At 46.6% G+C, this 24,249-nt stretch carries 20 protein-coding genes; 10 read left to right on the top strand and 10 right to left on the bottom strand.

Annotated elements, in window-relative coordinates; translation table 11 throughout:
• Window positions 1-365 precede the first annotated feature (365 nt).
• The 6 genes from fre to trxA all read right to left on the bottom strand — a co-directional run bounded on the left by fre (window position 366) and on the right by trxA (window position 6,185).
• Window positions 366-1,079 (bottom strand): NAD(P)H-flavin reductase, encoded by a 714-nt coding sequence (fre, locus tag R7Z10_RS22615; RefSeq protein WP_033907312.1) that lies wholly within the window; start codon window positions 1,077-1,079, stop codon window positions 366-368.
• A 14-nt stretch (window positions 1,080-1,093) separates the two neighbouring features.
• Window positions 1,094-1,363, bottom strand: coding sequence for a 2Fe-2S iron-sulfur cluster-binding protein (locus tag R7Z10_RS22610; protein WP_225455823.1), 270 nt, complete (start codon window positions 1,361-1,363; stop codon window positions 1,094-1,096).
• Window positions 1,360-3,213: a 4-hydroxy-3-polyprenylbenzoate decarboxylase gene (gene ubiD, locus R7Z10_RS22605; RefSeq protein ID WP_318106001.1), complete on the bottom strand. Its 1,854-nt coding sequence runs from the start codon at window positions 3,211-3,213 to the stop codon at window positions 1,360-1,362. Before ubiD ends, R7Z10_RS22610 begins: the two co-directional genes overlap by 4 nt.
• Before the next feature lie 91 nt (window positions 3,214-3,304).
• Entirely contained in the window at window positions 3,305-4,297 is a 993-nt protein-coding gene (locus tag R7Z10_RS22600) for a hypothetical protein (RefSeq protein WP_033907315.1), read from the bottom strand.
• A gap of 105 nt (window positions 4,298-4,402) precedes the next feature.
• Complete coding sequence (rho, locus tag R7Z10_RS22595) at window positions 4,403-5,662, bottom strand: transcription termination factor Rho (RefSeq protein ID WP_005378757.1); 1,260 nt, start codon at window positions 5,660-5,662, stop codon at window positions 4,403-4,405.
• A 196-nt stretch (window positions 5,663-5,858) separates the two neighbouring features.
• Complete coding sequence (gene trxA, locus R7Z10_RS22590) at window positions 5,859-6,185, bottom strand: thioredoxin TrxA (RefSeq protein WP_004745500.1); 327 nt, start codon at window positions 6,183-6,185, stop codon at window positions 5,859-5,861.
• A gap of 111 nt (window positions 6,186-6,296) precedes the next feature.
• Here trxA and rhlB point away from each other — a divergent pair, with 111 nt between their 5' ends.
• The 3 genes from rhlB (at window position 6,297) to R7Z10_RS22575 (ending at window position 10,946) form a co-directional block, all read left to right on the top strand.
• The gene (rhlB, locus tag R7Z10_RS22585) at window positions 6,297-7,616 is read left to right on the top strand and encodes an ATP-dependent RNA helicase RhlB (RefSeq protein ID WP_005378764.1); all 1,320 of its coding nucleotides are present in this window, start codon (window positions 6,297-6,299) and stop codon (window positions 7,614-7,616) included.
• A gap of 20 nt (window positions 7,617-7,636) precedes the next feature.
• Window positions 7,637-9,130, top strand: coding sequence for a guanosine-5'-triphosphate,3'-diphosphate diphosphatase (gene gppA, locus R7Z10_RS22580; RefSeq protein ID WP_005382885.1), 1,494 nt, complete (start codon window positions 7,637-7,639; stop codon window positions 9,128-9,130).
• 172 nt (window positions 9,131-9,302) lie between these two features.
• Complete coding sequence (locus R7Z10_RS22575; RefSeq protein ID WP_064354412.1) at window positions 9,303-10,946, top strand: sugar nucleotide-binding protein; 1,644 nt, start codon at window positions 9,303-9,305, stop codon at window positions 10,944-10,946.
• Window positions 10,947-11,168: 222 nt separating this feature from the next.
• On the opposite strand, the gene R7Z10_RS22570 is transcribed toward R7Z10_RS22575, so the two are convergent.
• The 3 genes from R7Z10_RS22570 to recQ form a co-directional block, all read right to left on the bottom strand.
• Complete coding sequence (locus R7Z10_RS22570) at window positions 11,169-11,843, bottom strand: 7-cyano-7-deazaguanine/7-aminomethyl-7-deazaguanine transporter (RefSeq protein WP_005378770.1); 675 nt, start codon at window positions 11,841-11,843, stop codon at window positions 11,169-11,171.
• Between the two features lie 234 nt (window positions 11,844-12,077).
• Window positions 12,078-12,383: a DUF3630 family protein gene (locus R7Z10_RS22565; RefSeq protein WP_005378772.1), complete on the bottom strand. Its 306-nt coding sequence runs from the start codon at window positions 12,381-12,383 to the stop codon at window positions 12,078-12,080.
• Between the two features lie 9 nt (window positions 12,384-12,392).
• The gene (gene recQ, locus R7Z10_RS22560) at window positions 12,393-14,228 is read right to left on the bottom strand and encodes an ATP-dependent DNA helicase RecQ (protein WP_318105998.1); all 1,836 of its coding nucleotides are present in this window, start codon (window positions 14,226-14,228) and stop codon (window positions 12,393-12,395) included.
• 178 nt (window positions 14,229-14,406) lie between these two features.
• Between recQ and rarD the strand changes: the two genes are divergently transcribed.
• The 4 genes from rarD (at window position 14,407) to ggt (ending at window position 18,822) form a co-directional block, all read left to right on the top strand.
• Window positions 14,407-15,324 carry an EamA family transporter RarD gene (rarD, locus tag R7Z10_RS22555; protein ID WP_005382912.1) on the top strand — a complete coding sequence of 306 codons (918 nt, stop codon included), beginning with the start codon at window positions 14,407-14,409 and terminating at the stop codon, window positions 15,322-15,324.
• A 71-nt stretch (window positions 15,325-15,395) separates the two neighbouring features.
• On the top strand, window positions 15,396-16,193 hold the full coding sequence (locus R7Z10_RS22550; RefSeq protein ID WP_017633800.1) for an AraC family transcriptional regulator: 798 nt from the start codon (window positions 15,396-15,398) through the stop codon (window positions 16,191-16,193).
• Window positions 16,194-16,284: 91 nt separating this feature from the next.
• A complete protein-coding gene (locus R7Z10_RS22545; RefSeq protein ID WP_318105995.1) occupies window positions 16,285-16,944 on the top strand; it encodes a LysE family translocator in 660 nt (219 codons plus the stop codon).
• A 111-nt stretch (window positions 16,945-17,055) separates the two neighbouring features.
• On the top strand, window positions 17,056-18,822 hold the full coding sequence (gene ggt, locus R7Z10_RS22540; RefSeq protein WP_318105993.1) for a gamma-glutamyltransferase: 1,767 nt from the start codon (window positions 17,056-17,058) through the stop codon (window positions 18,820-18,822).
• A gap of 982 nt (window positions 18,823-19,804) precedes the next feature.
• Here ggt and uvrD read toward each other — a convergent pair.
• The gene (gene uvrD, locus R7Z10_RS22535; RefSeq protein WP_005378778.1) at window positions 19,805-21,979 is read right to left on the bottom strand and encodes a DNA helicase II; all 2,175 of its coding nucleotides are present in this window, start codon (window positions 21,977-21,979) and stop codon (window positions 19,805-19,807) included.
• A 281-nt stretch (window positions 21,980-22,260) separates the two neighbouring features.
• Between uvrD and R7Z10_RS22530 the strand changes: the two genes are divergently transcribed.
• From R7Z10_RS22530 to R7Z10_RS22520, 3 genes are all read left to right on the top strand, one after another.
• Window positions 22,261-22,521 carry a DUF2282 domain-containing protein gene (locus R7Z10_RS22530; RefSeq protein WP_005378779.1) on the top strand — a complete coding sequence of 87 codons (261 nt, stop codon included), beginning with the start codon at window positions 22,261-22,263 and terminating at the stop codon, window positions 22,519-22,521.
• A gap of 99 nt (window positions 22,522-22,620) precedes the next feature.
• Window positions 22,621-23,493, top strand: coding sequence for a DUF692 domain-containing protein (locus tag R7Z10_RS22525; protein ID WP_054579631.1), 873 nt, complete (start codon window positions 22,621-22,623; stop codon window positions 23,491-23,493).
• Complete coding sequence (locus tag R7Z10_RS22520) at window positions 23,490-24,248, top strand: DNA-binding domain-containing protein (RefSeq protein WP_213870896.1); 759 nt, start codon at window positions 23,490-23,492, stop codon at window positions 24,246-24,248. Before R7Z10_RS22525 ends, R7Z10_RS22520 begins: the two co-directional genes overlap by 4 nt.
• The last annotated feature ends 1 nt before the right edge of the window (window position 24,249 follow it).

The following is a 24,249-nucleotide window of genomic DNA, read 5'->3' as shown; positions in this document are numbered from 1 at the left end:
TGAAGCCGAAGCTTCTAATTGGATTATCATCAACGAGTGCCCACACAGATTGATAGGTCTATATTGTTAAAGAGCTTGCTTTGCGAGAAGTTTTTCTCTCAAAGCGGAGGTGCATTCTAACGAGATAATTGAGAGTGTCAAACACTTTTTTTCAATTTTATTTTTCGTAGAAGCTTTCACCTCTCCGACCCTGCTGAAGCCTTATCGCGTCTGCCGTGTCGGTGGATGCGCATTATAGGGAACTCAGATCCGTTCGCAACCCTTTTTTGAAAAAAAATGGAAAAAAATGACTGTTCGATGACTATTTCATCAAAAAAGCAAAAAAGAGGGTAAAAAACCCTCTTTTTCTGCCTTAAAAGCCGTATTTAAATGAATGCGTACGCGTCTGCGAACATACGTTCGCTCTTCGCTTTCTTGTTCTGAGTGAACTGTTCACGTGCTGCGCCAGCCATTTCAAAACGACCTGCAATATAGATATCGTAGTTTTCTAAGCTTTCGAAATCTTCAGCTACAGCTTGTAGCACGTTACCAACTTTACCTTGCCAGTCTGCAGGAGCTTCTTCTACTACTGGCACAAAATGAACATTGGCAAACTTGTCGGCAATCTCGACCAGTTCGTCTTTAGCATAAAGCTGGCAGTTATCGCGCGCCCCCCAATATAAATAGATAGGATTGGTTTTATTCTGCGCTACGCAATGATCCAGAATCGAACGTACGTAACTAAAACCTGTACCACCAGCGATCAATAACAGCGGGCGTTCACTATCTTCTTGAACCCAAGCATCGCCATGTGGCGCATCAATTTCAATCTGACCATCAGTTTCAAGCGCCGCTTGCATTGCTTCGACAACTTCTTGTGCATAAGCGTTGTGTTCCGCCGCACCGATGTGCAGTTCAAGTTCACCTTCATGACGACAAGGACTGCTTGCGATAGAGAAAGGACGTTTGTCTTTTTCACCCATCACCACCATTAGGTACTGACCCGCTTTAAAAGGCACTGGTGATTCTGGATGAAGAAGGATTTGGTAAGTATTACAAGCTAACGGCTGAATAGACTTTACTTTACATTGGATGGTCATGGTGTTCCTCTCGCTTACTCGTCAAAAGTAAGCACTAAATTACTTTCTGTATAGGCTTGGCAAGGGAGTATCCAACCTTGCTGTTGCTCTTTTTCGGTTAGCATAGGTTCGAGGTGATAGCTCACCTCGCCCGTTAGCTTTTTACACATGCACATGGCGCAAGCGCCAACTTGGCAACGGTGTGGGAAGCGAATATTGTTGTTGAGCGCAGCTTCTAACACCGTCTCCCCTTCTTTTACTTGGAATGTAACGTCCATTGGTAGAAGGTGGACTTGATGACTCATAGAATACCTAACTGGTCCCAAATCTCATCGACTTTAGCCACAAGTTTAGGATCTTTTTTGATAGGCGTACCCCACTCGCGCGTGACTTCAGATTCGAACTTGTTGGTCGCATCCAGTCCTAATTTGGATGAACTCTCAGTCTTACCAAGCACTTGAATCGTGTCTCTATCTGGGTCCATTCGAGTTGTCACCGCCCAAATGATGTCATTCCAATCTCGTGCATTAACGTCATCGTCGCACAAAATGATGAATTTGTTATCCGTGTACTGAGCAAAGAAGTCCCATAGATGTTCCATCAATTCTTGGGATTGACCAGCTTGGTCTTTCTTCATAGTCACGACAGCAAATTGGTTGTTTGCTGTAACTGGAAGATAGACGTCAACAATCTCAGGGCGTTGCTGTTTCAACTCATTTAGTTCTGCTTCGGTAATCGCTTTGCTGTCTCGCTCAGTGACCTCGGTTCGCGTCGCCAGCTCGGCATCCCATTTAATGGTCGCATCCAAGCCCATTTTGGAGCCAAGCCCAACCACTGGTGAAGCAAAGTCGAGCGAGTCGATTGGCGTGTTATCTATCATCAAGGTATCACGTACAGGATCCATATGCTCTGACATGGCTTTCACGACATCATTCCAATCTCGTGCGTTTACCGATTCATCGCACACAATAACAAACTTGGTATACATGAATTGACGTAAGAAAGACCACACGCCCATCATTACGCGCTTGGCATGTCCTGGGTACTGCTTCTTCATGGTGACGACGGCCATTCGGTACGAACAACCTTCTGGCGGTAGATAGAAGTCTTCAATCTCTGGGAATTGCTTTTGCAGAATAGGTACAAACACTTCGTTTAATGCCACACCCAATACAGCTGGTTCATCTGGCGGACGACCTGTGTAGGTGCTGTGATAAATAGGGTCTTTACGCATAGTAATGTGCGTAATAGTAAATACGTGGTGCTTTTCTTTTTCGTTATAGTAGCCAGTGTGGTCACCGTAAGGACCTTCATCAGCAAACTCGTTCGGGTCGATATAGCCTTCCATCACGATTTCCGCGCTCGCTGGCACTTCCAAATCGTTGCTGACTGACTTCACGACTTCCGTTTTGCTTCCACGTAGCAAACCTGCAAATGCGTATTCCGATAGCGTATCTGGCACTGGTGTTACTGCGCCAAGAATGGTTGCTGGGTCTGCACCAAACGCGACCGAAACTGGGAAAGGTTTACCTGGGTTGGTTTCCATCCAATCGCGCAGATCAAGCGCACCACCACGATGGGCTAACCAACGCATGATGATTTTGTTCTTGGCAATTTTCTGCTGACGGTAAATGCCTAGGTTCTGACGTTTCTTATTTGGACCTTTGGTTACGGTTAAGCCCCAAGTAAGCAGCGGCGCTACATCTTCTGCCCAGCAGCTCATTACCGGAATTTTATCCAAGTCGACTTCATCACCTTGCCAAACAATGTCTTGGCATGGTGCTTTACGTAAACGCTTAGCCGGCATGTTCAATACTTGTTTGAACACAGGCAGTTTTTCTAAAGCGTCTTTGAAGCCTTTTGGTGGCTCAGGTTCTTTTAAATAAGCCAGCAGCTTACCGACTTCTCTTAATTCTTTAACGTCTTCACGTCCCATGCCGATTGCGACACGCTCTGGTGTACCAAACAGGTTCGTCAAAACAGGTACGTCGTAGCCGATTGGGTTCTCAAACAACAGCGCAGGTCCACCAGCACGCAAGGTGCGGTCGCTGATTTCTGTCATTTCATAAGCGGGATCGACAGGGTGAGTGATGCGTTTAAGTCGACCTTTCTGTTCTAGGTGGTCGATAAATTCGCGTAAATCCTTAAAACTCATAGGCCTTCATGCTGGCTGATTAAACTGTCCGCAGTATAACAAATAGGAGGACGCTAAGATCCTCCTATTTTGTGTGGGTATGTGAGCCAGATTACTTTAATACTTGTTCAATCTGCCGAGTCTTTATCTGATGGTTCGAAGATACTAACTCTTCCAACCAGGTTTGATGCCCTTGTTGAGCAAGCTCTCGAGCAACCATGGTTGCTTCTTCTGATAACGCCATTTTTCTAACTAGAAACTGCTTTACTTGCGGAGATAGAGGGTTAGATTTTGTAAGTAGACTAATAGCTTCTGGCTTGAGTGATGGGTTAACTGTGGCATTCATCAATTGCTGAATGGAAAAAACGTCTCCAACCGCAGCTAAACGCTCAAGTTCGGACTGGCTGTTGTAATCAGCTTTCATCCGCCAGAGTAAGTTGTACACTTCCTCATCCTGACTAACTTGTGCCAACCTGACTATCACGGCCGTCGATGGTAACCAACTGGTCACATTTGCTTTGGTTAACTGGGCCGTTAATGCAGCAAGCGCATTGGGTGATAAGCTGTCTAACTCTCGAATCAAAAGCGCTTCACGCGCTTGAGCTTGTTGAGATGGCCCTGTAAGCCATTGCTTTAAGTTAAGCTCTCTTCGTTCAGCTTGTAAGACAAAGTCCAAGGTACTTTGGTCTTGTTTCCAACGCTTAATCAAGCGACTCGCAATAACGGGAAAGTTAAAAGCGGGTACACTAAATTCATACCCATCACCTCGCTCTAACACTTGATAAGTCGGGGTCATACGGATCTGGGACTCAACAAACAGAGCCATTCGAGGCGTGAGAATCACATCTTGCTTTTCAAGCTTTTCCAATAATTGAAAGCGCACCACCTCTTGTTGAGGCAAAGCAAGTCTATCAAGGGCAAATTTAAGCGAGTCGACTTCATCTCTGACAGCGTAATCAAGCAGTTCAGAGACTTTAGTATGTATTTGAGTATCCTGAAGCCACTGTTCTACTACAGACTCATGCATTTCCTTGGCAGATAATGTCGCAGGTAGAGTGATAAGTGACAAGCTCAGGAGTAATGACGACAACATTCCTTGTTGCATGTTAACCTCCCGATAACATTTCCTTCATTCTGATACTTCTATCGGGAGAAAGCAATAAAAAAGCCACCGATATACGGTGGCTTTTCGCAGAATGACTATTTGAGACTATTGACGACGCATCGCATCGAAGAACTCATCGTTGGTCTTCGTCATCGCTAGCTTGTCGATTAGGAATTCCATTGCGTCGATTTCGCCCATTGGGTGAACGATCTTACGCAGAATCCACATCTTCTGTAGTTCGTCAGTCTTCGTCAGTAGCTCTTCACGACGTGTACCTGAGCGGTTAAAGTCAATCGCAGGGAATACACGCTTCTCAGCAATCTTACGGTTCAAGTGCAGTTCCATGTTACCTGTACCCTTGAACTCTTCGTAGATAACTTCATCCATTTTAGAACCAGTATCTACTAGTGCCGTTGCGATGATAGTTAGGCTGCCGCCTTCTTCTACGTTACGTGCAGCACCGAAGAAACGCTTAGGACGATGTAATGCGTTTGCATCCACACCACCTGTTAGTACTTTACCTGATGAAGGCACTACGGTGTTGTAAGCACGAGCTAGGCGAGTGATAGAGTCAAGCAAGATAACCACGTCTTTCTTATGTTCAACAAGACGTTTTGCCTTCTCGATCACCATTTCCGCTACTTGTACGTGACGAGATGCTGGCTCATCGAAAGTCGACGCAACCACTTCACCTTTAACTAGGCGTTGCATCTCGGTTACTTCTTCTGGACGTTCGTCGATAAGAAGAACCATCAACTCACACTCTGGGTGGTTGTACGCGATGCTTTGCGCGATGTTTTGCAGAAGCATTGTTTTACCCGCTTTAGGCGGAGCAACAATCAGACCACGTTGACCTTTACCGATTGGCGATGCCAAGTCTAAAACACGTGCTGTAATGTCTTCTGTTGAACCGTTACCACGCTCCATAACCATGCGCTCATTCGCATGTAGAGGGGTAAGGTTTTCAAATAGGATCTTGTTACGGGCGTTGTCTGGTTTATCGTCGTTAACGGTATTGACTTTTAGAAGGGCAAAGTAACGTTCACCGTCTTTTGGTGGACGAATTTTGCCAGCGATAGAGTCACCAGTACGTAGGTTAAAGCGACGAATCTGACTTGGTGATACGTAGATATCGTCCGGACCCGCAAGGTATGAACTATCTGCACTGCGTAGGAAACCAAAGCCGTCTTGCAGAATTTCCAGAACCCCATCGCCAAAGATGTCTTCGCCGCCTTTCGCGTGCGCTTTTAAAATCGCGAAGATGATGTCTTGTTTTCTTAAGCGAGCTAGGTTCTCTAATCCTAAGCTTTCGCCCAGTTTTACAAGGTCAGACACAGGTCTGTTCTTCAGTTCGGTAAGGTTCATGGTGGTGGATTCTTGTTTAGTCAAAATAAGATCTGTTTTCTAGTTAAGATGGATTTGGTCTCAGGATCGACCAAGAAGAGAAATTTGTTCAATTAACGCGCGATAAGTTAGCACTAATTAGTATTCTAGTCCAGAGTTAGAAAAACAAAACCGTGCATTGTAACTTTGCACGGTTTTATCTGTAATCACTTGGTGATTATAAGTTTGCGTCTAGGAACTCTTTTAGTTGAGTTTTAGACAGAGCACCTACTTTCGTTGCCGCTACGTTACCATCTTTAAATAGTAATAGCGTTGGAATGCCGCGAATACCAAACTTAGGTGGTGTACCTGCGTTATGGTCGATGTTTAGTTTACCGATAGTGAGTTTGCCTTCGTACTCGTCTGCGATTTCGTCCAAAATAGGAGCGATCATTTTACAAGGACCACACCATTCTGCCCAAAAATCCACTAGAACCGGGCCTGCAGCGTTGATTACATCGTTTTCAAAACCGTCATCAGTTAGCTGCAAAATCTTATCACTCATCTTCCACTCCAATGTGTTTTTCGAAACTGGTTGGATGATAACCAGTAATTAGATGCCCTATTGGAATGTATTTACTTTCGTATTGCAAGCTTTAGCTGATATTCTATAGCCATGAAAAAGACGCATATCACAGAGCAAAAGTTCGCCGATTTGGGCTTAAAGCCCCAAGTTATTGAAGGATTGGACAAAAAAGGGTTCGAATTTTGTACCCCTATCCAAGCCTTGGCGTTGCCGGTCCTGCTCACCGGCCAAGACATCGCAGGCCAGGCCCAAACGGGTACTGGTAAAACGCTCGCGTTTCTTACTGCTACGTTCAACCACCTTCTGACGACTCCGGAACATGAAGGTCGTAAGCCTACACAGCCACGCGCAATTATTATGGCGCCTACACGTGAGCTCGCTATTCAGATTTACAATGATGCAGAATCATTAACTGAAAGCACAGGTCTAAAAACCGCTCTAGCTTACGGTGGTGAAAGCTACGACAAGCAACTTGCGAAACTGCAAGACGGCGTAGATATTCTGATCGGAACAACAGGCCGTATCATCGATTTCTACAAACAGCGCGTATTTAACCTCAACAACATTCAAGCTGTTGTTCTGGACGAAGCCGACCGCATGTTCGATCTTGGCTTTATTAAAGACATTCGCTTCTTGTTCCGTCGTATGCCTGAGCCAAAAGAGCGTTTGAACATGCTGTTCTCAGCAACGCTGTCTTACCGCGTTCAAGAACTGGCATTCGAACACATGAATACTCCTGAGCATGTCGTTGTCGAACCAGAACAAAAAACTGGCCACCGTATCCAGGAAGAGCTTTTCTATCCTTCGAATGAAGACAAAATGGCGCTGCTTCAAACACTAATTGAAGAAGAGTGGCCAGATCGCGCTATCATTTTTGCCAATACCAAGCATAAGTGTGAATCGGTTTGGGGTCATTTGGCTGCCGATGGACACCGTGTAGGCCTTCTTACTGGCGATGTACCGCAGAAGAAGCGTGAGAAGATTCTTGAGCAATTCACCAAAGGTGATGTCGACATCCTAGTTGCAACTGACGTTGCAGCGCGTGGTTTGCATATTCCTCAGGTAACGCACGTTTTCAACTACGACCTTCCTGACGACTGTGAAGATTATGTTCACCGTATTGGCCGTACTGGTCGCGCTGGTGCGAGCGGTCATTCGATCAGTTTTGCTTGTGAAGAGTACGCGGTTAACCTACCAGCAATCGAAGAATACATTGAGCATACAATCCCAGTTTCAGAGTACGATTCGTCGGCACTGATTCAAGATCTACCGGCTCCGATTCGTATGCGTGCACCACGCAACCAACAGCGCCGCACGAATACTGGCGGTACCCGCTCTGGTTCTGGTAACCGTAAGCCGCAGGGACGTCGTCCACGCCAACCGCGTCAATCGGCACCAAAACAATCGTAATAGGAAACTGAGTTCGTTTTATGAGTCAAGCAGGATCATCACCGCTATATGCCGCCATCGACCTCGGGTCGAACAGTTTTCACATGCTCGTTGTGCGTCACATCGATGGCAGCGTTCAAACAATGGCTAAAATTAAGCGCAAAGTTCGTCTAGCAGCGGGCTTAGATGAACATAATTCTCTTAGTATGGAAGCTATGCAGCGAGGATGGGACTGCTTAAGTCTATTTGCGGAACGCTTGCAGGACATTCCTAAACAAAACATTCGCATCGTCGGTACTGCAACATTACGTACCGCGACCAATGTAGATGTGTTTTTAGAAAAGGCTAACCAAATTCTAGGCCAGCCTATCGAAGTGATTACTGGTGAAGAAGAAGCAGCCACTATCTATAAAGGTGTCGCTCACACCTCTGGCGGTAGTGGTCGTCGCCTTGTAGTCGATATCGGTGGAGCAAGTACCGAACTGATTATCGGTGAAGGTTTCGAAGCCAAAGCACTGACCAGCTTAAAAATGGGCTGCGTGACTTGGCTTGAAAACTTCTTTAAAGATCGTCAATTGAATGCTCGTAACTTTGACGCGGCAATTGAAGGGGCGAAACAGACCATCCAGCCGATTTTAGAACGTTATACAGAAATTGGTTGGGATGTGTGTGTTGGTGCATCAGGCACTGTTCAGGCATTGCAAGAGATAATGCTGGCGCAAGGCATGGACGAAGTAATCACTCACTCCAAACTCAAACGTCTACAGAAGCAAGCCATGTTGGCCGACCATTTAGAAGAACTCGATATTGAAGGCTTAACACTTGAGCGTGCATTAGTGTTCCCTAGTGGCCTCTCTATTTTGATTGCCGTTTTTGAATTGCTTGAAATCGATGCTATGACACTCGCTGGCGGCGCACTACGCGAAGGCTTAGTGTATGAGATGGTTGAAGAGCTTCGTCAAGAAGACATTCGTGCCCGCACTATCGCTAGCGTACAAAATCGCTATCAGCTCGATCACCAATACGGCGAACAAGTCGCTACTCTGGCACACACGCTTTTACAGCAAGCTGGAGGCGATGAGTGGATTACAGAGCCTCAGGGCAAGATATTACTCGAGACCGCCGCAAAACTGCATGAAATTGGCTTAACTATCGATTTCAAAAAAGGCGGAGAGCATAGTGCTTACTTGCTACAGAATTTGGATCTGCCTGGTTACACGCGCGCGCAGAAGTTCTTTATTGGTGAAGTGGCTCGTCGCTATCGCGAACAGCTCACTTCTTTACCTGAGCAGCATGCATTATCAGGCTCAAGTGCCAAACGAGTATTAAGACTGTTGCGTCTTGCGGTTCTACTCAGCCATCGTCGCAATCCTGATCTAGAGCCAAATGTGACTCTAACGGTTGAAGGCGACAATCTAACGTTACACATTGATGCGCAATGGCTAGAGAAAAACCCACTGACTGCGGCTGAGCTGGAAATTGAATCCAACCGTCAGACAGACATCGGCTGGCCATTAAATATCGTAGCAAAATAAGCGAATATCACTGCCTTACAATACTAAAGCCCAGGCGTTCGCTTGGGCTTTTCTGCTTCTACTTCCCCTACAAAACGTGCTGCCCAGCAAAAATCTCAGCTTCTCCGCTCTACATCGAAAAACAGCCATGCTTTATTGATAAACACAATTTAGCCAACCAAGATGCACCATCATGAAAACCGTTTTAATGACTGGCTTAACTGGTACCCTCGCCCCAAAAGTCGCTCATCAGTTTCACCTACGCGGCTGGAACATATTGGAGTGGAATCACCACCAAATCTCACCAGATGATCCAGAGCAAAGTGAACAATTTTGGCAGCAACACCACATCAATGCGGTGTGCCATATGGCGATGGGAAGTGAAGAGTGGGCAGCGTGGCTTGGTGAGCAATGCAAACGCCACAATATTCCTTACCTCTTTGTCAGCACAGCAATGGTATTTGATGCCACAAAAAACGGGCCTTATGGCATCTTTGAAGAAAGAAACACCCAAGATGATTACGGCAAATACAAAGTTCGTTGTGAAGATGCAATCTGGCAAGCAAATCCAGATGCGATGGTTGCTCGAATTGGTTGGCAGCTCCATCACCAAGCAGAAGGCAATAACATGTTGGCGCATCTCGACCGCCAATATGAAGAGAACGGCGTTATTACCGCTAGCACGGCTTGGTATCCTGCGACTTCTCATATGGACGATACTGCACTCGCCTTTTTGCAGCTTATTGAGCGGAACGAAGCCGGTTTATATCACCTTGATAGCAACTTAAAAGATAAGTGGAATTTCTACGAACTCGTTTGTGCACTCAAACAGCATTACAACAAACCATGGCAAGTGCTGCCAAGCAATGACTATCACCATGACCAACGTCTAACCGATGAACGAATTGCCTTGCCGCCATTGAGTGAACGTTTCAACAAGCCAGAGCAAATCCAGCAAGCCGGCATCATAGGAATCAACTGGGGACGCACGCACATTCCCCACTATCGAAACAATGGTGTATCGGTCACAACGTTATGCGCCAACCAAATAGAACCGCTTCAGCAAGCGTGCAGTGAAGAAGCAATCCCAAAGGCAGAAACGAACATCAGCGCACTCAAACTACTTGATGTCGTGACCATCGCGACACCTGCGCATACTCATGCAGAGATCATAAAGACGTTAGGTTCAACCAAGCTTATCTGTGAAAAGCCATTGGTGGGATTGAATTCTGACATAACTCACTGGCAGCAACCGAACGCCAACCTATTGGTTAATTACGCCTTTGCTCAGCTTAATACCGCCAAGACGATAGAGAAGTGGCTCACTTCGCAAACCCAACCTTGTGTGGTCAATCTAGTCACCCAAGTTAACCTACCGGGCACCTTCACGCTCAAAGAGTGGTTTCTTGAAACTGCCAGTCACCCTATATCTTGGTTGCTGCACTGCTTTGGAGACTATTATCAATCGACACTGGTTGAGGAAAACGGCCAACTGATCGTTGATCTGCAATGTGGCGACCACCAGCTAAGGTTTGTATTTGAACTAACAGGTGAACCGGGCATCGAGCACAATCTAACGATTCAATCCAACCAGACATTAACCAGCAAAGGCTACTACCGTGTCGGAGAAAAATGGCGTTTCGAGCCCATTCTCGTTAATGGCAACGCGATAAATGATGGAGAGTACAGCGAGTCTGATTGCTGGCAGGACGCCAATCAACGCAGTGTCGGTTTGATGTTGGCGATGTTCAATCAAAGCATCAGCTGGGATAACGGCCTGCAACTTGGCGCCTTCGATGCGCAAAAAGCCATTTTGATTGAGAAGATGCTCTGTTAGCCATTTCACCAGCGAGCTTCCTCTACGTGCCGTACCTTCGATTAAAAGGTCTCACTCGGGACCTTTTTTACTGCTCATTTTTACCTTCGTACAGCTCAGGGAGCTTTTGGACACCCATGATCTAATTGCTCCCCACGCTGTACAAAACCCTCTAAATCCAAGTAAGCAGGTACAAAAAAGCCGCTTGATTTAAGCAAGCGGCTTTCGGGGTTCCCACTGATATTAAGACTGAACGCTTGTCGTCACCTTAAAGTCAGGGTTCACCGCAGTCAGCTTCTTAATTAGGTAATTCAGTAATACGCCGTACATCGGAACGAACAAACCAAGACTGATAATCAGTTTGAAGCCGTAATCCACCAGCGCGATTTCCGTCCAATGCTCAGCCATAAATGGATCTGGGCTTTGGTAGAACGCAATGGCGAAGAAAGCGATGGTATCAAGTGCATTACCGAAAAGCGTTGAACACGTTGGTGCCACCCACCATTGCTTCATTTGACGTAGGCGGTTGAACACATGCACATCCATGATCTGACCAAGTAGGTACGCCATGAAGCTAGCAATCGCGATACGAGCAACGAATAAGTTAAATTCCCCTAGGTGGCCAAAACCTTGGAATTGACCTTCGAAGAACACCACCGATAAGAAGTAAGACACTGCCAAAGCAGGCAACATCACTAAGAAGATGATCTTACGTGCCAACTGAGCACCGAAAATACGCACAGTTAAGTCAGTCGCTAAGAAGATAAATGGGAAAGTGAATGCACCCCAAGTGGTATGGAAACCGAAGATAGTAAACGGTAGCTGAACTAGGTAATTGCTAGATGCAATAATGACTAGGTGGAATAGAACCAGATAGATAAGGGCGTTGCGCTGCTGCGCAGGGGTAAAGTTACTCATGCGATACCTTTTTAGTTTGGTTTGGGGGTGAGGGAACCCAAATCGAGTCACTGAATAAAGTGGCTCTTACCAACAATGTAAAATGAAAAATAAACTGGCTTGGCTCTTTCTGAGCGAAGCGGTGGGCGATTATACATTAACCACTTTTCGCCGCAAGTCGTCTGTTTGACGCAAACGTTTAAGCATAAAAAAGGGTGTTTCATGTGAAACACCCTCTCTAGAAAAATTCTATTTTTAGAAGCCGCGCTGGAACAACCCTGCAAGATAATCCAACTCTTCCCTGCTCTCTTCAATCGCTAACGCTTCAAACCAAATCGCTTCGCTGTAATGCTCTGCTTTCATAAACAGTCGGCAACCTTCAAAGTCAATCAACCAAGAGTGAATGTCCGCATCCCACTGTTTTTCCACCACAGTAGCAGAAAGCAAGCCGACTAAACGCTCACCTAAAGCAGGAAAGCTATCAAGGTCAAAGCTCGGCGCGGTAATGATTAAGCGCCCTTCTTGTGCCATGTAATCCGCTAAGCCAAATTCCTTTTGCATCTTGGTTCCTTATCCGTGGTGAGTAATGTGTTCTTGAATCAAATCGAGGAATGGATCGGCGTACTTCTCTAGTTTGCGCTGACCAACACCGCTGACTGCAAGCATTTCGCCGTAAGACGTTGGCAGAATTTCCGCCATATCAATCAGAGTCGCGTCACTGAAGACCACGTATGGTGGCAAACCATCTTCATCAGCAATCGACTTACGCAGCTTACGTAACTTAGCAAACAGCTTTTTGTCGTAGTTCTTGCTGGTCAGTTTGTCCGACTTCGCCGCACGTGCTGCGGTGTCTAAACGCGGAACCGCTAACTCTAGGGTCACATCGCCACGTAGCAGCGGACGCGCTTCTTCGGTAAGTTGCAGCGTTGAGTTACGCGTGATGTTTTGGAACAGCAGCCCTTTGTGGATTAACTGACGGAAGATACTCACCCAGTAATCGTGGCTGTGGTCGCGCCCTATCGCGTAGGTAGAAATCTTATCGTGGCCGTTTTCACGTACACGAATGTTTTGCATGCCACGTAGCACTTCCACCACGTAGCCCATACCAAAGCTCTGATTCACTCGGTACACACAAGACAACGCCTTACGCGCTTCTTCCGTGGCATCAAAGTGTTTCGGTGGATCTAAGCAAATATCACAGTTGCCACATGGCTTCTCACGATACTCACCAAAGTAATTCAATAGCACCTGACGACGACAAGTCTGCGCCTCAGCAAAGGCACTCATCGCATTCAGTTTGTGGGTTTCCACCTGCTTCTGTGGACCAGCGTCTTTCTCATCCAACATACGACGCAGCCAACTGATGTCCGCTGGGTCATACAACATCATCGCTTCCGCAGGCAAACCATCACGCCCTGCACGACCGGTTTCCTGATAGTAGGACTCGATATTGCGCGGGATATCAAAGTGAACCACAAAGCGCACGTTTGGTTTGTTGATGCCCATACCGAATGCCACGGTCGCCACTACGATTTGGATGTCATCACGTTGGAAAGCTTCTTGAACGTAAGCGCGCTCATCGGCATCCATACCTGCGTGATAACCAGCTGCACGAATGTGGTTGTTACACAACTTCTCAGTCACCATCTCAACTTTCTTACGGCTACCACAATAGATGATGCCGCAATTACCTTTTTGAGTTTCAAGATAACGAACGATTTGCGAAACCGGCTTGTGCTTCTCAACTAAGTTGTAGCGAATGTTGGGACGGTCGAAGCTGCCTAGGTAAACCTCTGGATTATTCAGTTGCAGACGCTCAAGAATATCTCGGCGCGTTGCGTCATCTGCGGTCGCCGTCAGCGCCATAAATGGCACATGGAAAAATTGCTGCTTAAGTTGACCAAGCGCGGCGTACTCTGGACGGAAGTCGTGTCCCCACTGGGAAATACAGTGCGCTTCATCGACAGCAATCATCGATAGCGGCAAGTTTTCCAAGCGCTCAATGAAATCACGCATCAATACGCGTTCTGGTGAGACGTACACCAACTTAAGATGACCAGTGTGCATGCGGTTATACACGCTGAGCAGTTCTTCACGAGTCATGGTCGAGTTAATGCATTCAGCCGCTACACCGTTGGCTTTAAGCTGGTCCACTTGGTCTTTCATCAGCGAGATAAGCGGAGAAATCACCAAAGTAATACCAGAGCGAACCAAAGCAGGAATTTGATAACACAGCGACTTACCGCCACCAGTAGGCAGGATAACTAAGCTGTCGCGACCTTCTATCGCGGCGTCAATCACTAATTGCTGACCATCACGGAACTCTTGGTAACCAAACACATCCTCCAACACACGTTGAGGCGTTACAGGCGAATCAGATTGTTCGGCTAACAAGGTCGAGGTCATGAAAAGTCTCAGATTGGGTCTTAAAAAAGAGGTGCTTATGCATACCACTGGCACACAAAGTGAGGGCACATTGTAATGGGGTTTCATGGTGAATAAAACCGCAAATTGTTAGGTGTTTCGCATCACGACTCGTATACTGATTTTCTGCTCTATAAAACACACAATTAGGTGACACTTCATGACACCAGAAGACGAACAACAACGCGCGCGGCAAGGCATCTTGCTAGCGATTGGCGCGTATACCATGTGGGGCATTGCGCCGATGTACTTTAAGTCCATCGCACAAGTATCTCCTTTGGAAATTCTCAGCCACCGAGTGATATGGTCTTTCTTTTTGCTTGCTGCACTCCTCCATTTTGGCCGTCACTGGCGCTCGGCTTACCACATCGCGAAAGACAAAACGAAAATCGCTTACCTGATCGCAAGTTCCATGTTAATTGGCGGCAATTGGTTGATTTTCATTTGGGCGGTAAACTCGAATCATATGCTCGACGCCAGCTTAGGTTATTACATTAATCCACTGATCAACGTCTTACTCGGGATGGTCTTCCTTGGTGAGCGACTGCGTAAATTACAGTGGTTCGCGGTTGTATTGGCAGGTTGTGGCGTACTCGTTCAACTGATTGTATTTGGCTCCGTACCCGTTGTTGCGATGGCGTTAGCAATGAGCTTCGGCTTTTATGGCTTATTAAGAAAGAAAGTCAGTGTCGATGCAAAAACTGGCTTGTTTATTGAGACATTACTTCTACTGCCAGTGGCCGCTGTTTATTTGCTTTTTGTTGCCGATACACCAACCTCAAATATGCTTACGAATCCACTTACGTTAAATAGTTTGTTGATCGCAGCTGGGGTTATAACAACCCTGCCACTGCTGTGCTTTACGGGTGCAGCAACAAGACTCAAATTATCGACTTTGGGCTTTTTCCAATATATAGGCCCAAGCTTAATGTTTTTACTTGCAGTATTGATGTATGGCGAACCCTTTACCATGGATAAAGCGATCACTTTCGTCTTTATTTGGGGAGCACTAGTCGTGTTTAGCTTTGATGGATTACGTAATAACCGTCGCTCACGCCGAATCGTTCAGCCACAGTGATCGTTTTTTACAAGACAAGTTAGAAATTGCCAGATAAGCTTGGTCATAATGTGACCAAGCTTTTTTATTTAATGGAACATATTCAGTACTACGCAACCGACCATGACAACTTGAGTCTAATAGAGGCGAAATACCAGAAATTTGCTTTTCAAAGGCATTACCATCTGGATTTTCATCTCGGCCTGATCACGCATGGTGCGCAGAAGTTCCAATACCAAGGTAACAGCCACCAAGTTGGTCACGGGCAAATTGTGATTATGCCGCCGGATGAGCTGCACGACGGGCAATCTAAGCTCGAGAGTGGCTACGAAGTGAATGTGTTTGCGATCGAACCTCATCTATTGAGCGATCTAGCCGATCTTAAGAAAAACGGTCAAATAATACACTTCAACGAACTGATCATCTCGGATCCCCAGATATTTTCACAACTTAGTAACTTACACGGGCTACTTCGTCGTGAAAACCTCAGCCAACTCACTAAAGATTGCCTTCCTTTTGAAGGATTTAACCAACTTTTTGATCGCTACGGATCGCTTGAGCGACAAAAAGTGGTGCCGCTAGGAAACCAATCGCTTGGGACGTTAAAAGATTATCTAATGGCTAACCTTGACCAAGCGGTGCGTTTGGATTCACTTTCAGAGCTGTGCCAACTGAGCCCAACTCAGTTCCAGCGCCACTTTAAAGCGCAAACCGGCATGACGCCTTATGCGTGGTTCGCACGCCTGCGCCTTGAACAAGGCATGAAGTTACTGCAAGCTGGTCAATGTGGTACCGACGTCGCCCACCAGATCGGTTTCTACGATCAAGCGCATTTCAGCAAAGCGTTTAAACAGACCTACGGCGTTTCCCCTTCTCAAGTGGCTCGTTAATTTCATTTACCGAGAAAGCTGTCAGTTTTTTACAAGCGCCACAGGTGACTTACCACGACAATAGCCGCATTGGTTAAATTTGAGATGTGTTATGAATGAATCCACCATATTGCTGACACTCGCCAGCATTCACTTTATTGCCCTAATGAGTCCAGGTCCGGACTTTGCGCTGGTCGTACAAAATGCGACGCGTCATGGTCGTCAAACTGGCTTGTACATTGCGTTGGGATTGTCCGTCGGTATTTTGCTGCACTCTTTGTTCAGCCTGACAGGTGTGAGTTTTGTCGTCCACCAGCACCCAGTGCTGTATTCCGTGGTACAACTGCTCGGTGGTAGTTACCTGCTCTACTTAGGAATTGGCGCATTGCGTGCCGTGATCTCGATGATCCAAAACCCACAGACGGATCAACCTAAGAAGCAAAATAACCTAGTGATCAGCAATAAGCGTCAAGCGTTTGCTAAAGGGTTTGCGACCAACATTCTTAACCCAAAAGCCCTGGTGTTCTTTGTCAGTTTGATGTCGAGTTTAGTCCCAGCAGGTATGTCGATTACTGGCAAAGGTATTGCACTGGTCATCCTGTTTGGCTTGTCGCTATTCTGGTTCTCTAGCCTTGCATGGATGCTGTCGACACAGCGCTTACAGCGTAAATTGCAACAAGCGGGTATCTACATCGACGGTCTATGCGGCGCGGTATTTACTCTAGTGGGCGGCAGTATTCTATACCAAACTATCAATACTTTTATCGGATAAAGTACTGATTTAAAAGCGTAGCACAATCGACATTTCTAAGATTGCTGACTCGACGTGACTCTCCATAACTGCCAAGCTCAAAGCACAAAACTGGCAACATGGAGAGTCATCATGCATTGGACGTTCAACCGACTCGTGACCACGGGTCTTTTTCTTACTTCCCCACTCGTCTTATCTACCCCAACCTTTGCTAACCAAGCAGCAGATGCGGTTGCGCCGGAGCACAGCACTGGCTTCGAGCAAAAACAACTGGTCAAAGCGAAAGATTATATGGTTACCGCTGCTAACCCAATTGCAACCCAAACTGGTGCGGATGTTATTGCCCAAGGTGGTAATGCTATTGATGCTATGGTTGCCGTGCAGCTGATGCTGGGCTTGGTAGAACCGCAATCATCAGGTATTGGTGGTGGCGCCTTCTTAGTTTATTGGGACAGTGAGAAACAAAAACTGACTACGTATGATGGACGCGAAACCGCACCGCTCGCCGCGACGCCGAAACTCTTTTTAGACGAAAAAGGACAACCCCTACAATTTTACGATGCGGTTGTCGGCGGGCGCTCCGTTGCCACTCCTGGTACAGTGAAACTGCTGTGGGACACGCACCAGAAATACGGCAAGTTGGAATGGAAAAAGATCATCCAACCCGTAATTACCTTGGCTGAACAAGGTTTCGAAGTTAGTCCTCGCCTCGCGAGTCTGATTGAAAAAGATGCCAAGCGCCTATCTCGCTTCCCTGCGACTAAGGCTTACTTCTTCAATCCAGATGGCTCACCAAAAGCCGAAGGCACGTTGTTGAAGAACCCTGAATACGCGCAAACTCTGACGGCAATTGCAGAGCAAGGGGCAAAAGCTTTCTATCAAGGCGATATCGCCACAGACATCATCAAGACAGTACAGAATGCACCGGGCAATCCTGGCGTATTGGCACAACCTGACTTTGATGCGTTCCAAATCAAGCAACGTGAACCGGTTTGTGCGGCTTACCAAAGCTATGACATCTGCGGCATGGGACCACCTAGCTCTGGCGCATTGACGGTTGGACAGATTCTCGCGATCACCGAGCAATACGATCTTAAAGGTTGGGGAGCCGAAAGCGCGAAATCATGGCAAGTGATCGCTGATGCATCGCGCCTTGCGTTCGCAGATCGTGGTAAATACATGGCTGACCATGATTATGTGCCAATGCCAACCGAAGGCTTGCTTGATAAAGATTATCTCAAACAACGTGCTGAGCTCATTCAAGTCGGTAAAGCCTTGAGTAAGGCTGAAGCCGGTAATCCTCCTTGGTCGCACGCCATGGACTTAAGCATGGACCAATCGATCGAGTTGCCTTCCACCAGCCATTTCAATATCGTCGATAAGCAAGGCAATGTGGTTTCAATGACAACAACCATCGAGAACGCCTTTGGCTCACGCTTGATGGTGCGTGGCTTCTTGCTCAATAACGAACTGACCGATTTCTCTTTCCGCACGCATCAAGATGGTGTGCCAATCGCGAACCGCTTAGAACCGGGAAAACGCCCACGCTCCTCCATGGCACCGACCATTATGATGAAGGATGACAAACCTTACATGGCAATTGGCTCACCGGGTGGCAGCCGCATTATTGGTTACGTCGCACAAGCCATTATCGCCCACACGCAATGGGATATGGACATCCAGAGCGCGATTAATCAGCCACGATTGCTGAACCGTTTTGGCACCTTAGATATTGAGCAAGGTACCGCCGCAGAGGGCTTACAGCCTGCTCTGGAGAAGATGGGTTTTAAAACCGATGTTCGGGATTTGAACTCTGGTCTGCATGCGATACGCATAACAAAAGACGGTCTTGAAGGCGCTGCGGATCCAAGACGTGAAGGTGCCGCTATCGGGCAGTAAGAGTCTTTCGCTCGACCCCTTGTGCGAGATCTCTCACAAAGGGTTGAGCAAACCTCTCTTTTTTAATGGTAAAACCGTACAGCAAAGATCATAAGCCATTGAATTTAATACTCATGTATCTTTTTTGAACGCTAAGAGAGTTAAAAAATGTGAGATTAGCCCGTTGTTGGAAATCGTTAAACACGTAATATTGAACCTGTCGGAAGGATGCAGACACGGAACAGGAAACACCACGGACTTGGTGAACTTCAGGAAGAAGAAACGGTTATTCAGGATGAATAGTCGGGCATGGATTGCAAAATTGGACATTGAACGGAATCAATAGTGACTAGGATGGTTGCTACTAAGGACGGGAAATGGACACCTCTGGACGAGGCAAGGATTTGAACATCAGGATGATGTCAGGGACACCGCTCAGGGAACAAGTGATGAGAGCTAACGAGGATAGTTAGCAGACCAGGATAAGGTCATTAAGGACACCGCTAGGAAGGCGACGTAAGGATTAAGCTGACGGATTCAGCACACTATCATGGATTAGATGCATGGAGCACTCTTAGTAGCCGGATTGCTGCGAGTAAGACTATAACCCCGATGGGCGCAAGCCCTCGGGGTTTTTCTTTGCCTAAAGTTTTTCTCAGTAGATCTGCTGAAAACAGGCATTCACCCACAACGCCCACCTTTCACTTCAAACGGCATCGTTAAGTCGCGCTTTTGTACTCCATTTATCATTCCATTTTTTACTGCGTTAGCGACACCAAAACTGCACAAACAAAAAGAGCCGCCGAAGCAGCTCTTAAGTTGATGATACCAATCACAGTAAATAAGTGATCAGAAATAGCGTAGGGAAAATGCTTGAGAACAAGGCGCAATTTTTCGATAAGTAGTTATTCTACAATCAAAAATTGCAACGCAGTTATCGAGTATTTTAACAAGCTAGAATGACCAGTTATTTACTACGATTGGTATGAGTTTTGGTCAAACCTTACAGTTTCTCTAGTCGTGCGTAAGCAGTTACCAACCATTTGATGCCTTCACCGTTAAAGGCAATCTGTACACGGCTCTGTGGACCACTGCCTTCGAAGTTGATGATGGTGCCTTCACCAAACTTTGGATGCATCACACGAGAACCTAGCGTAAAGCCGGTTTCATTAAAGCTCTCTTTCACAACAGTTTGGCTAAATCGACCACTGCTTGAAGGACGGCTAACTTGCGCCTTCATTCGTACTTCATCTAAACAAGTTTCTGGCAGTTCACGGATAAAGCGAGACGGTTTATGGTATTTATCCTGACCGTACAAACGACGCATTTCAGCATAAGTGATGTACAGTTTCTGCATTGCACGGGTCATGCCTACGTAACACAGACGGCGTTCTTCTTCTAAGCGCCCTGCTTCTTCTGCCGACATTTGGCTTGGGAACATGCCTTCTTCCACACCGACCATAAACACCAATGGGAACTCTAGACCTTTCGCACTGTGTAATGTCATGAGCTGAACCGCATCTTCAAATTCGTCCGCTTGTCCTTCGCCCGCTTCTAGTGCTGCGTGGGTTAGGAATGCCGTCAGCAGTGACATGTCTTCGGCTTCTTCTGGTTTCTCGAATTGGCGAGTTGCGGTCACCAATTCCTCCAAGTTCTCAATACGTGCCTTAGACTTTTCACCCTTCTCTTGCTCGTACATCGCGAACAAGCCCGAGTATTTAATTACATGGTCAGTTTGGTGATGCAGCGGCATCTCTAAGGTGTCGTCTTCTAGCGCGGTGACAAGCTCGATAAAACGGCTCAGAGCACCAGCAGCGCGACCAGCAAGCACCTTCTCGTCCAACATTGCCACGCTCGCTTCCCACATAGTGCAACCACGGTCACGAGCCGCAAAACGGATGGTTTCAAGCGTCTTATCACCCAAACCACGCGTTGGCGTATTCACCACACGTTCAAACGCCGCATCATCGTTACGGTTGGCAATCAGACGCATGTAGCTCAAGGCATCTTTGATTTCCTGACGTTCGAAGAATCGCATGCCGCCGTAGATACGGTAAGGCAGACCGGCTTGAATTAACGCTTCTTCCAGAACACGCGACTGGGCGTTGTTACGGTAAAGCATCGCAGCGTCATTCAGAGCACCGCCCTTGTCTTGCCACTCTTTGATTTTGTTCACCGCAAAACGGGCTTCATCTAATTCGTTGTAAGCGCTGTAAACCGAGATAGGCTCACCGACCACGCCATCCGTCCACAACTCTTTACCCATACGCTCGGTGTTATTCGCAATCAGGGTGTTAGATGCTTCCAGAATGGTCTTAGTGGAACGGTAGTTTTGCTCAAGACGAATGGTATTCACGCTTGGGAATTCGAGCGTAAACTTCTCAATGTTCTCGACTTTTGCACCACGCCAACCATAAATCGACTGGTCGTCATCACCTACGATCATCACGTGACACTCAGGACCCGCCATCATACGTAGCCAAGCATATTGAATGTTGTTGGTATCTTGGAACTCATCCACCAAGATATGCTTAAAGCGTGCTTGGTAGTGTTCACGGACGAACTTGTTATCACGCAGTAGCTCATGTGCGCGCAGCAAGATTTCCGCAAAATCGACTAAACCAGCACGATCACACGCTTCTTGGTAAGCGGTGTACAACTGTAGATATGTCTTGGTTACTGGATCATGGTACGCATCAATGTGCGACGGGCGCAGACCTTCGTCTTTCTTACCGTTAATCCACCATGCCACTTGGCGTGCCGGCCACTGCTTCTCATCGAGGTTTTGCGCTTTAATCAAACGCTTTAGTAGACGCTGTTGGTCGTCACTGTCAATGATTTGGAAATCTTCCGGTAGCTTCGCATCAAGATAGTGTGCACGCAGAATACGGTGACAAATGCCGTGGAAAGTACCATTCCACATACCGCCTGCACTGCCCATCATTAGCTCTTCGATACGTCCACGCATCTCTGCCGCCGCCTTATTGGTAAAGGTTACCGACATAATTGAAAACGGAGAAGCTTGCTCGACCGACATCAGCCAAGCGATACGGTGAACAAGAACGCGTGTCTTACCACTTCCTGCGCCAGCAAGAACGAGCAAGTTTTCTAGAGGTGCTGCAACGGCTTCACGTTGTTTATCGTTCAAACCGTCGAGTAATAGAGATGGATCCATCATGATGAGAGCTACTGGTTATTTATACATAAAAACCGATTATAACCTAAACAACCGGGTGCTGTTTAGACAAAACTTGATAAAAAAATCGATGTTTTTTTACCCAACACATCAATTAGTTATACCTATTTAACCCTACAAACCCATTTGCTTCAGAAATTTTTCTGAAAGTTTTTTAGCCAGTTTCCTATCTTTTAAGTTAAGCAAGTTGATAACAAAAACGCCAAAACAGGCGATTCATCTTGCCAACTTAAAGTAAAGGAAATCATTCAGAGGAATTTATTATGAAAAAGTCGAATCTAGCTGTTACTGCTGCTGTTACTGGTCTTCTAGCTCTTGGTGGCACAATGCTAACTGCAGCTCCAGCTGTCGCTGCTGAAAAAGAAAAGTGCTATGGCGTTTCTAAAGCAGGTAAAAACGACTGTGCAACAAAAAGCAGCTCATGCGCTGGTACTTCTAAAGAGGATAACCAAAAAGACGCATTCGTAGTCGTACCAAAAGGTCTTTGTGACAAACTCGCTGGCGGTAGCACTTCTTCTTCATAATCTTTTATCGCTAGCTATTGTGAGGATGCGTTGACGCTCAACCAACGCAAAGCCAAGACGCATCCTTCTCTTCCCGCACGATTTGAAAAGGAGTTTCACGTGAAACACCACACCTTCCACGACCTTGTTGGAGTTGGATTAAGAACCCCTCACCTCGATTACTTTAGCCAATCCCAGCCTGAGTTGTCTTGGTTAGAAATCCACAGTGAAAACTATTTCCAACCCAATGCAACAGAGCGCCATCAGCTACAAACGCTTCGCGAGCAATATCAAATTAGCTGCCACGGTATTGGTTTGTCGCTAGGTTCGGTGGAACGTGTTAGTCAAAAGCATCTTGCGCAACTTAAATCACTGATTGACTCAATCGACCCAATTCTTGTTTCTGACCATTTAAGTTGGAGTGAAAACGGCGGTCACTACTTTAATGACCTGCTTCCACTTCCGTATACGGAAGAAGCGCTCAACGTGTTCACTCGTAACGTGAATGAAGTGCAGGAATATTTGCAACGCGAGATCTTGATAGAGAACCCATCTAGTTATGTGAAGTTTCAACATTCGACCATCAGCGAATGGGAGTTTCTTACCGAAGTGCAAAAGCGCACTGACTGTCGTTTATTGCTCGATTTAAACAATGTTTATGTTTCAGCGTTCAACCACGGTTTTGATTGCGACACATACCTAGATGCGATTCCAGCCGACAAAGTGGATGAGATTCACTTGGCAGGTTTTACCATTAAACAACTCGACAAAGGTGAGATATGGATTGATACCCATAGCCGCCCAGTTAGCGATGAAGTTTGGCAGTTGTTTTCACAGTGGACAAAAAAACACGGTCCACGTCATACGTTGATTGAATGGGATTTGGATATCCCCGCGCCAGAAGTCTTGCTCGAAGAAGCGCAGAAAGCATCGCAACTGCTGTTGCAAGGCACACTTCCAAGTGAACAAAGCGAACCAAGGAAGGCATCATGAATCTAGCCACCTTACAAAGCCAGTTTGCTAAAGCCCTACACTATCAAGCACTCGGTGAAGATTGCGATATTGCCAGTGATACGTTTACCGCTGATGAACGCATGCAGATTTACCGCAATAACTTTATCGTCAGCTTAAGCGAGGTGTTATCCGCGACCTACCCGATGGTTGAAGCGCTGCTTGGTGAAGAATGCTTTGAACAGATAGCTCGCCAGCATGTTCTTTCTTACCCATTAAAAGAAGGAAATGTGGTGCATTATGGCGAAGGCTTTCAAGACACCATCATGCAGTTTAGTCAGGTGATCGCACAAGCACCTTACAGCCCTGAAGTCGCACGCTTCGAGTGGCATATCGACCTAGCTCGTCAAGTACAGTATGAACAATCCAATGCAGCGGAATTAAAACCGCTTGCGTTACTTGGCGAAGTGAGTGAAGAGCAACAACCCGCTTTAGTCTTACACCTTAAAAAGGGCTGCCGCAACTTTGACTCCAACTACGCAGTATTCGATCTATTTAGCGCGATTCAAACTGGGCAATTCGAACAACTTAATATCAACCAATTACAGCAAGGTGTCATCTCGATTCAAGCCAATGGAGAAGCCTTGTGTCACGCACTCGATGCCGATGTGTTCCAACTGCTGCAATGTTTAGAGCAGAAACAGAGTTTGAGCGAAATACCTGAAGTTTTACTCGCTCATCTCAATCGCATCATGGCACTCGATATCGTTGACGGCTTTACATTGCAATCAATCTAAG

Source organism: Vibrio sp. Vb1018, from assembly GCF_033338775.1.
Taxonomy (GTDB): domain Bacteria; phylum Pseudomonadota; class Gammaproteobacteria; order Enterobacterales; family Vibrionaceae; genus Vibrio; species Vibrio alginolyticus.
Note: the sequence above shows the minus strand (reverse complement) of the source record. Positions and strands in the feature narration are given on the sequence as shown.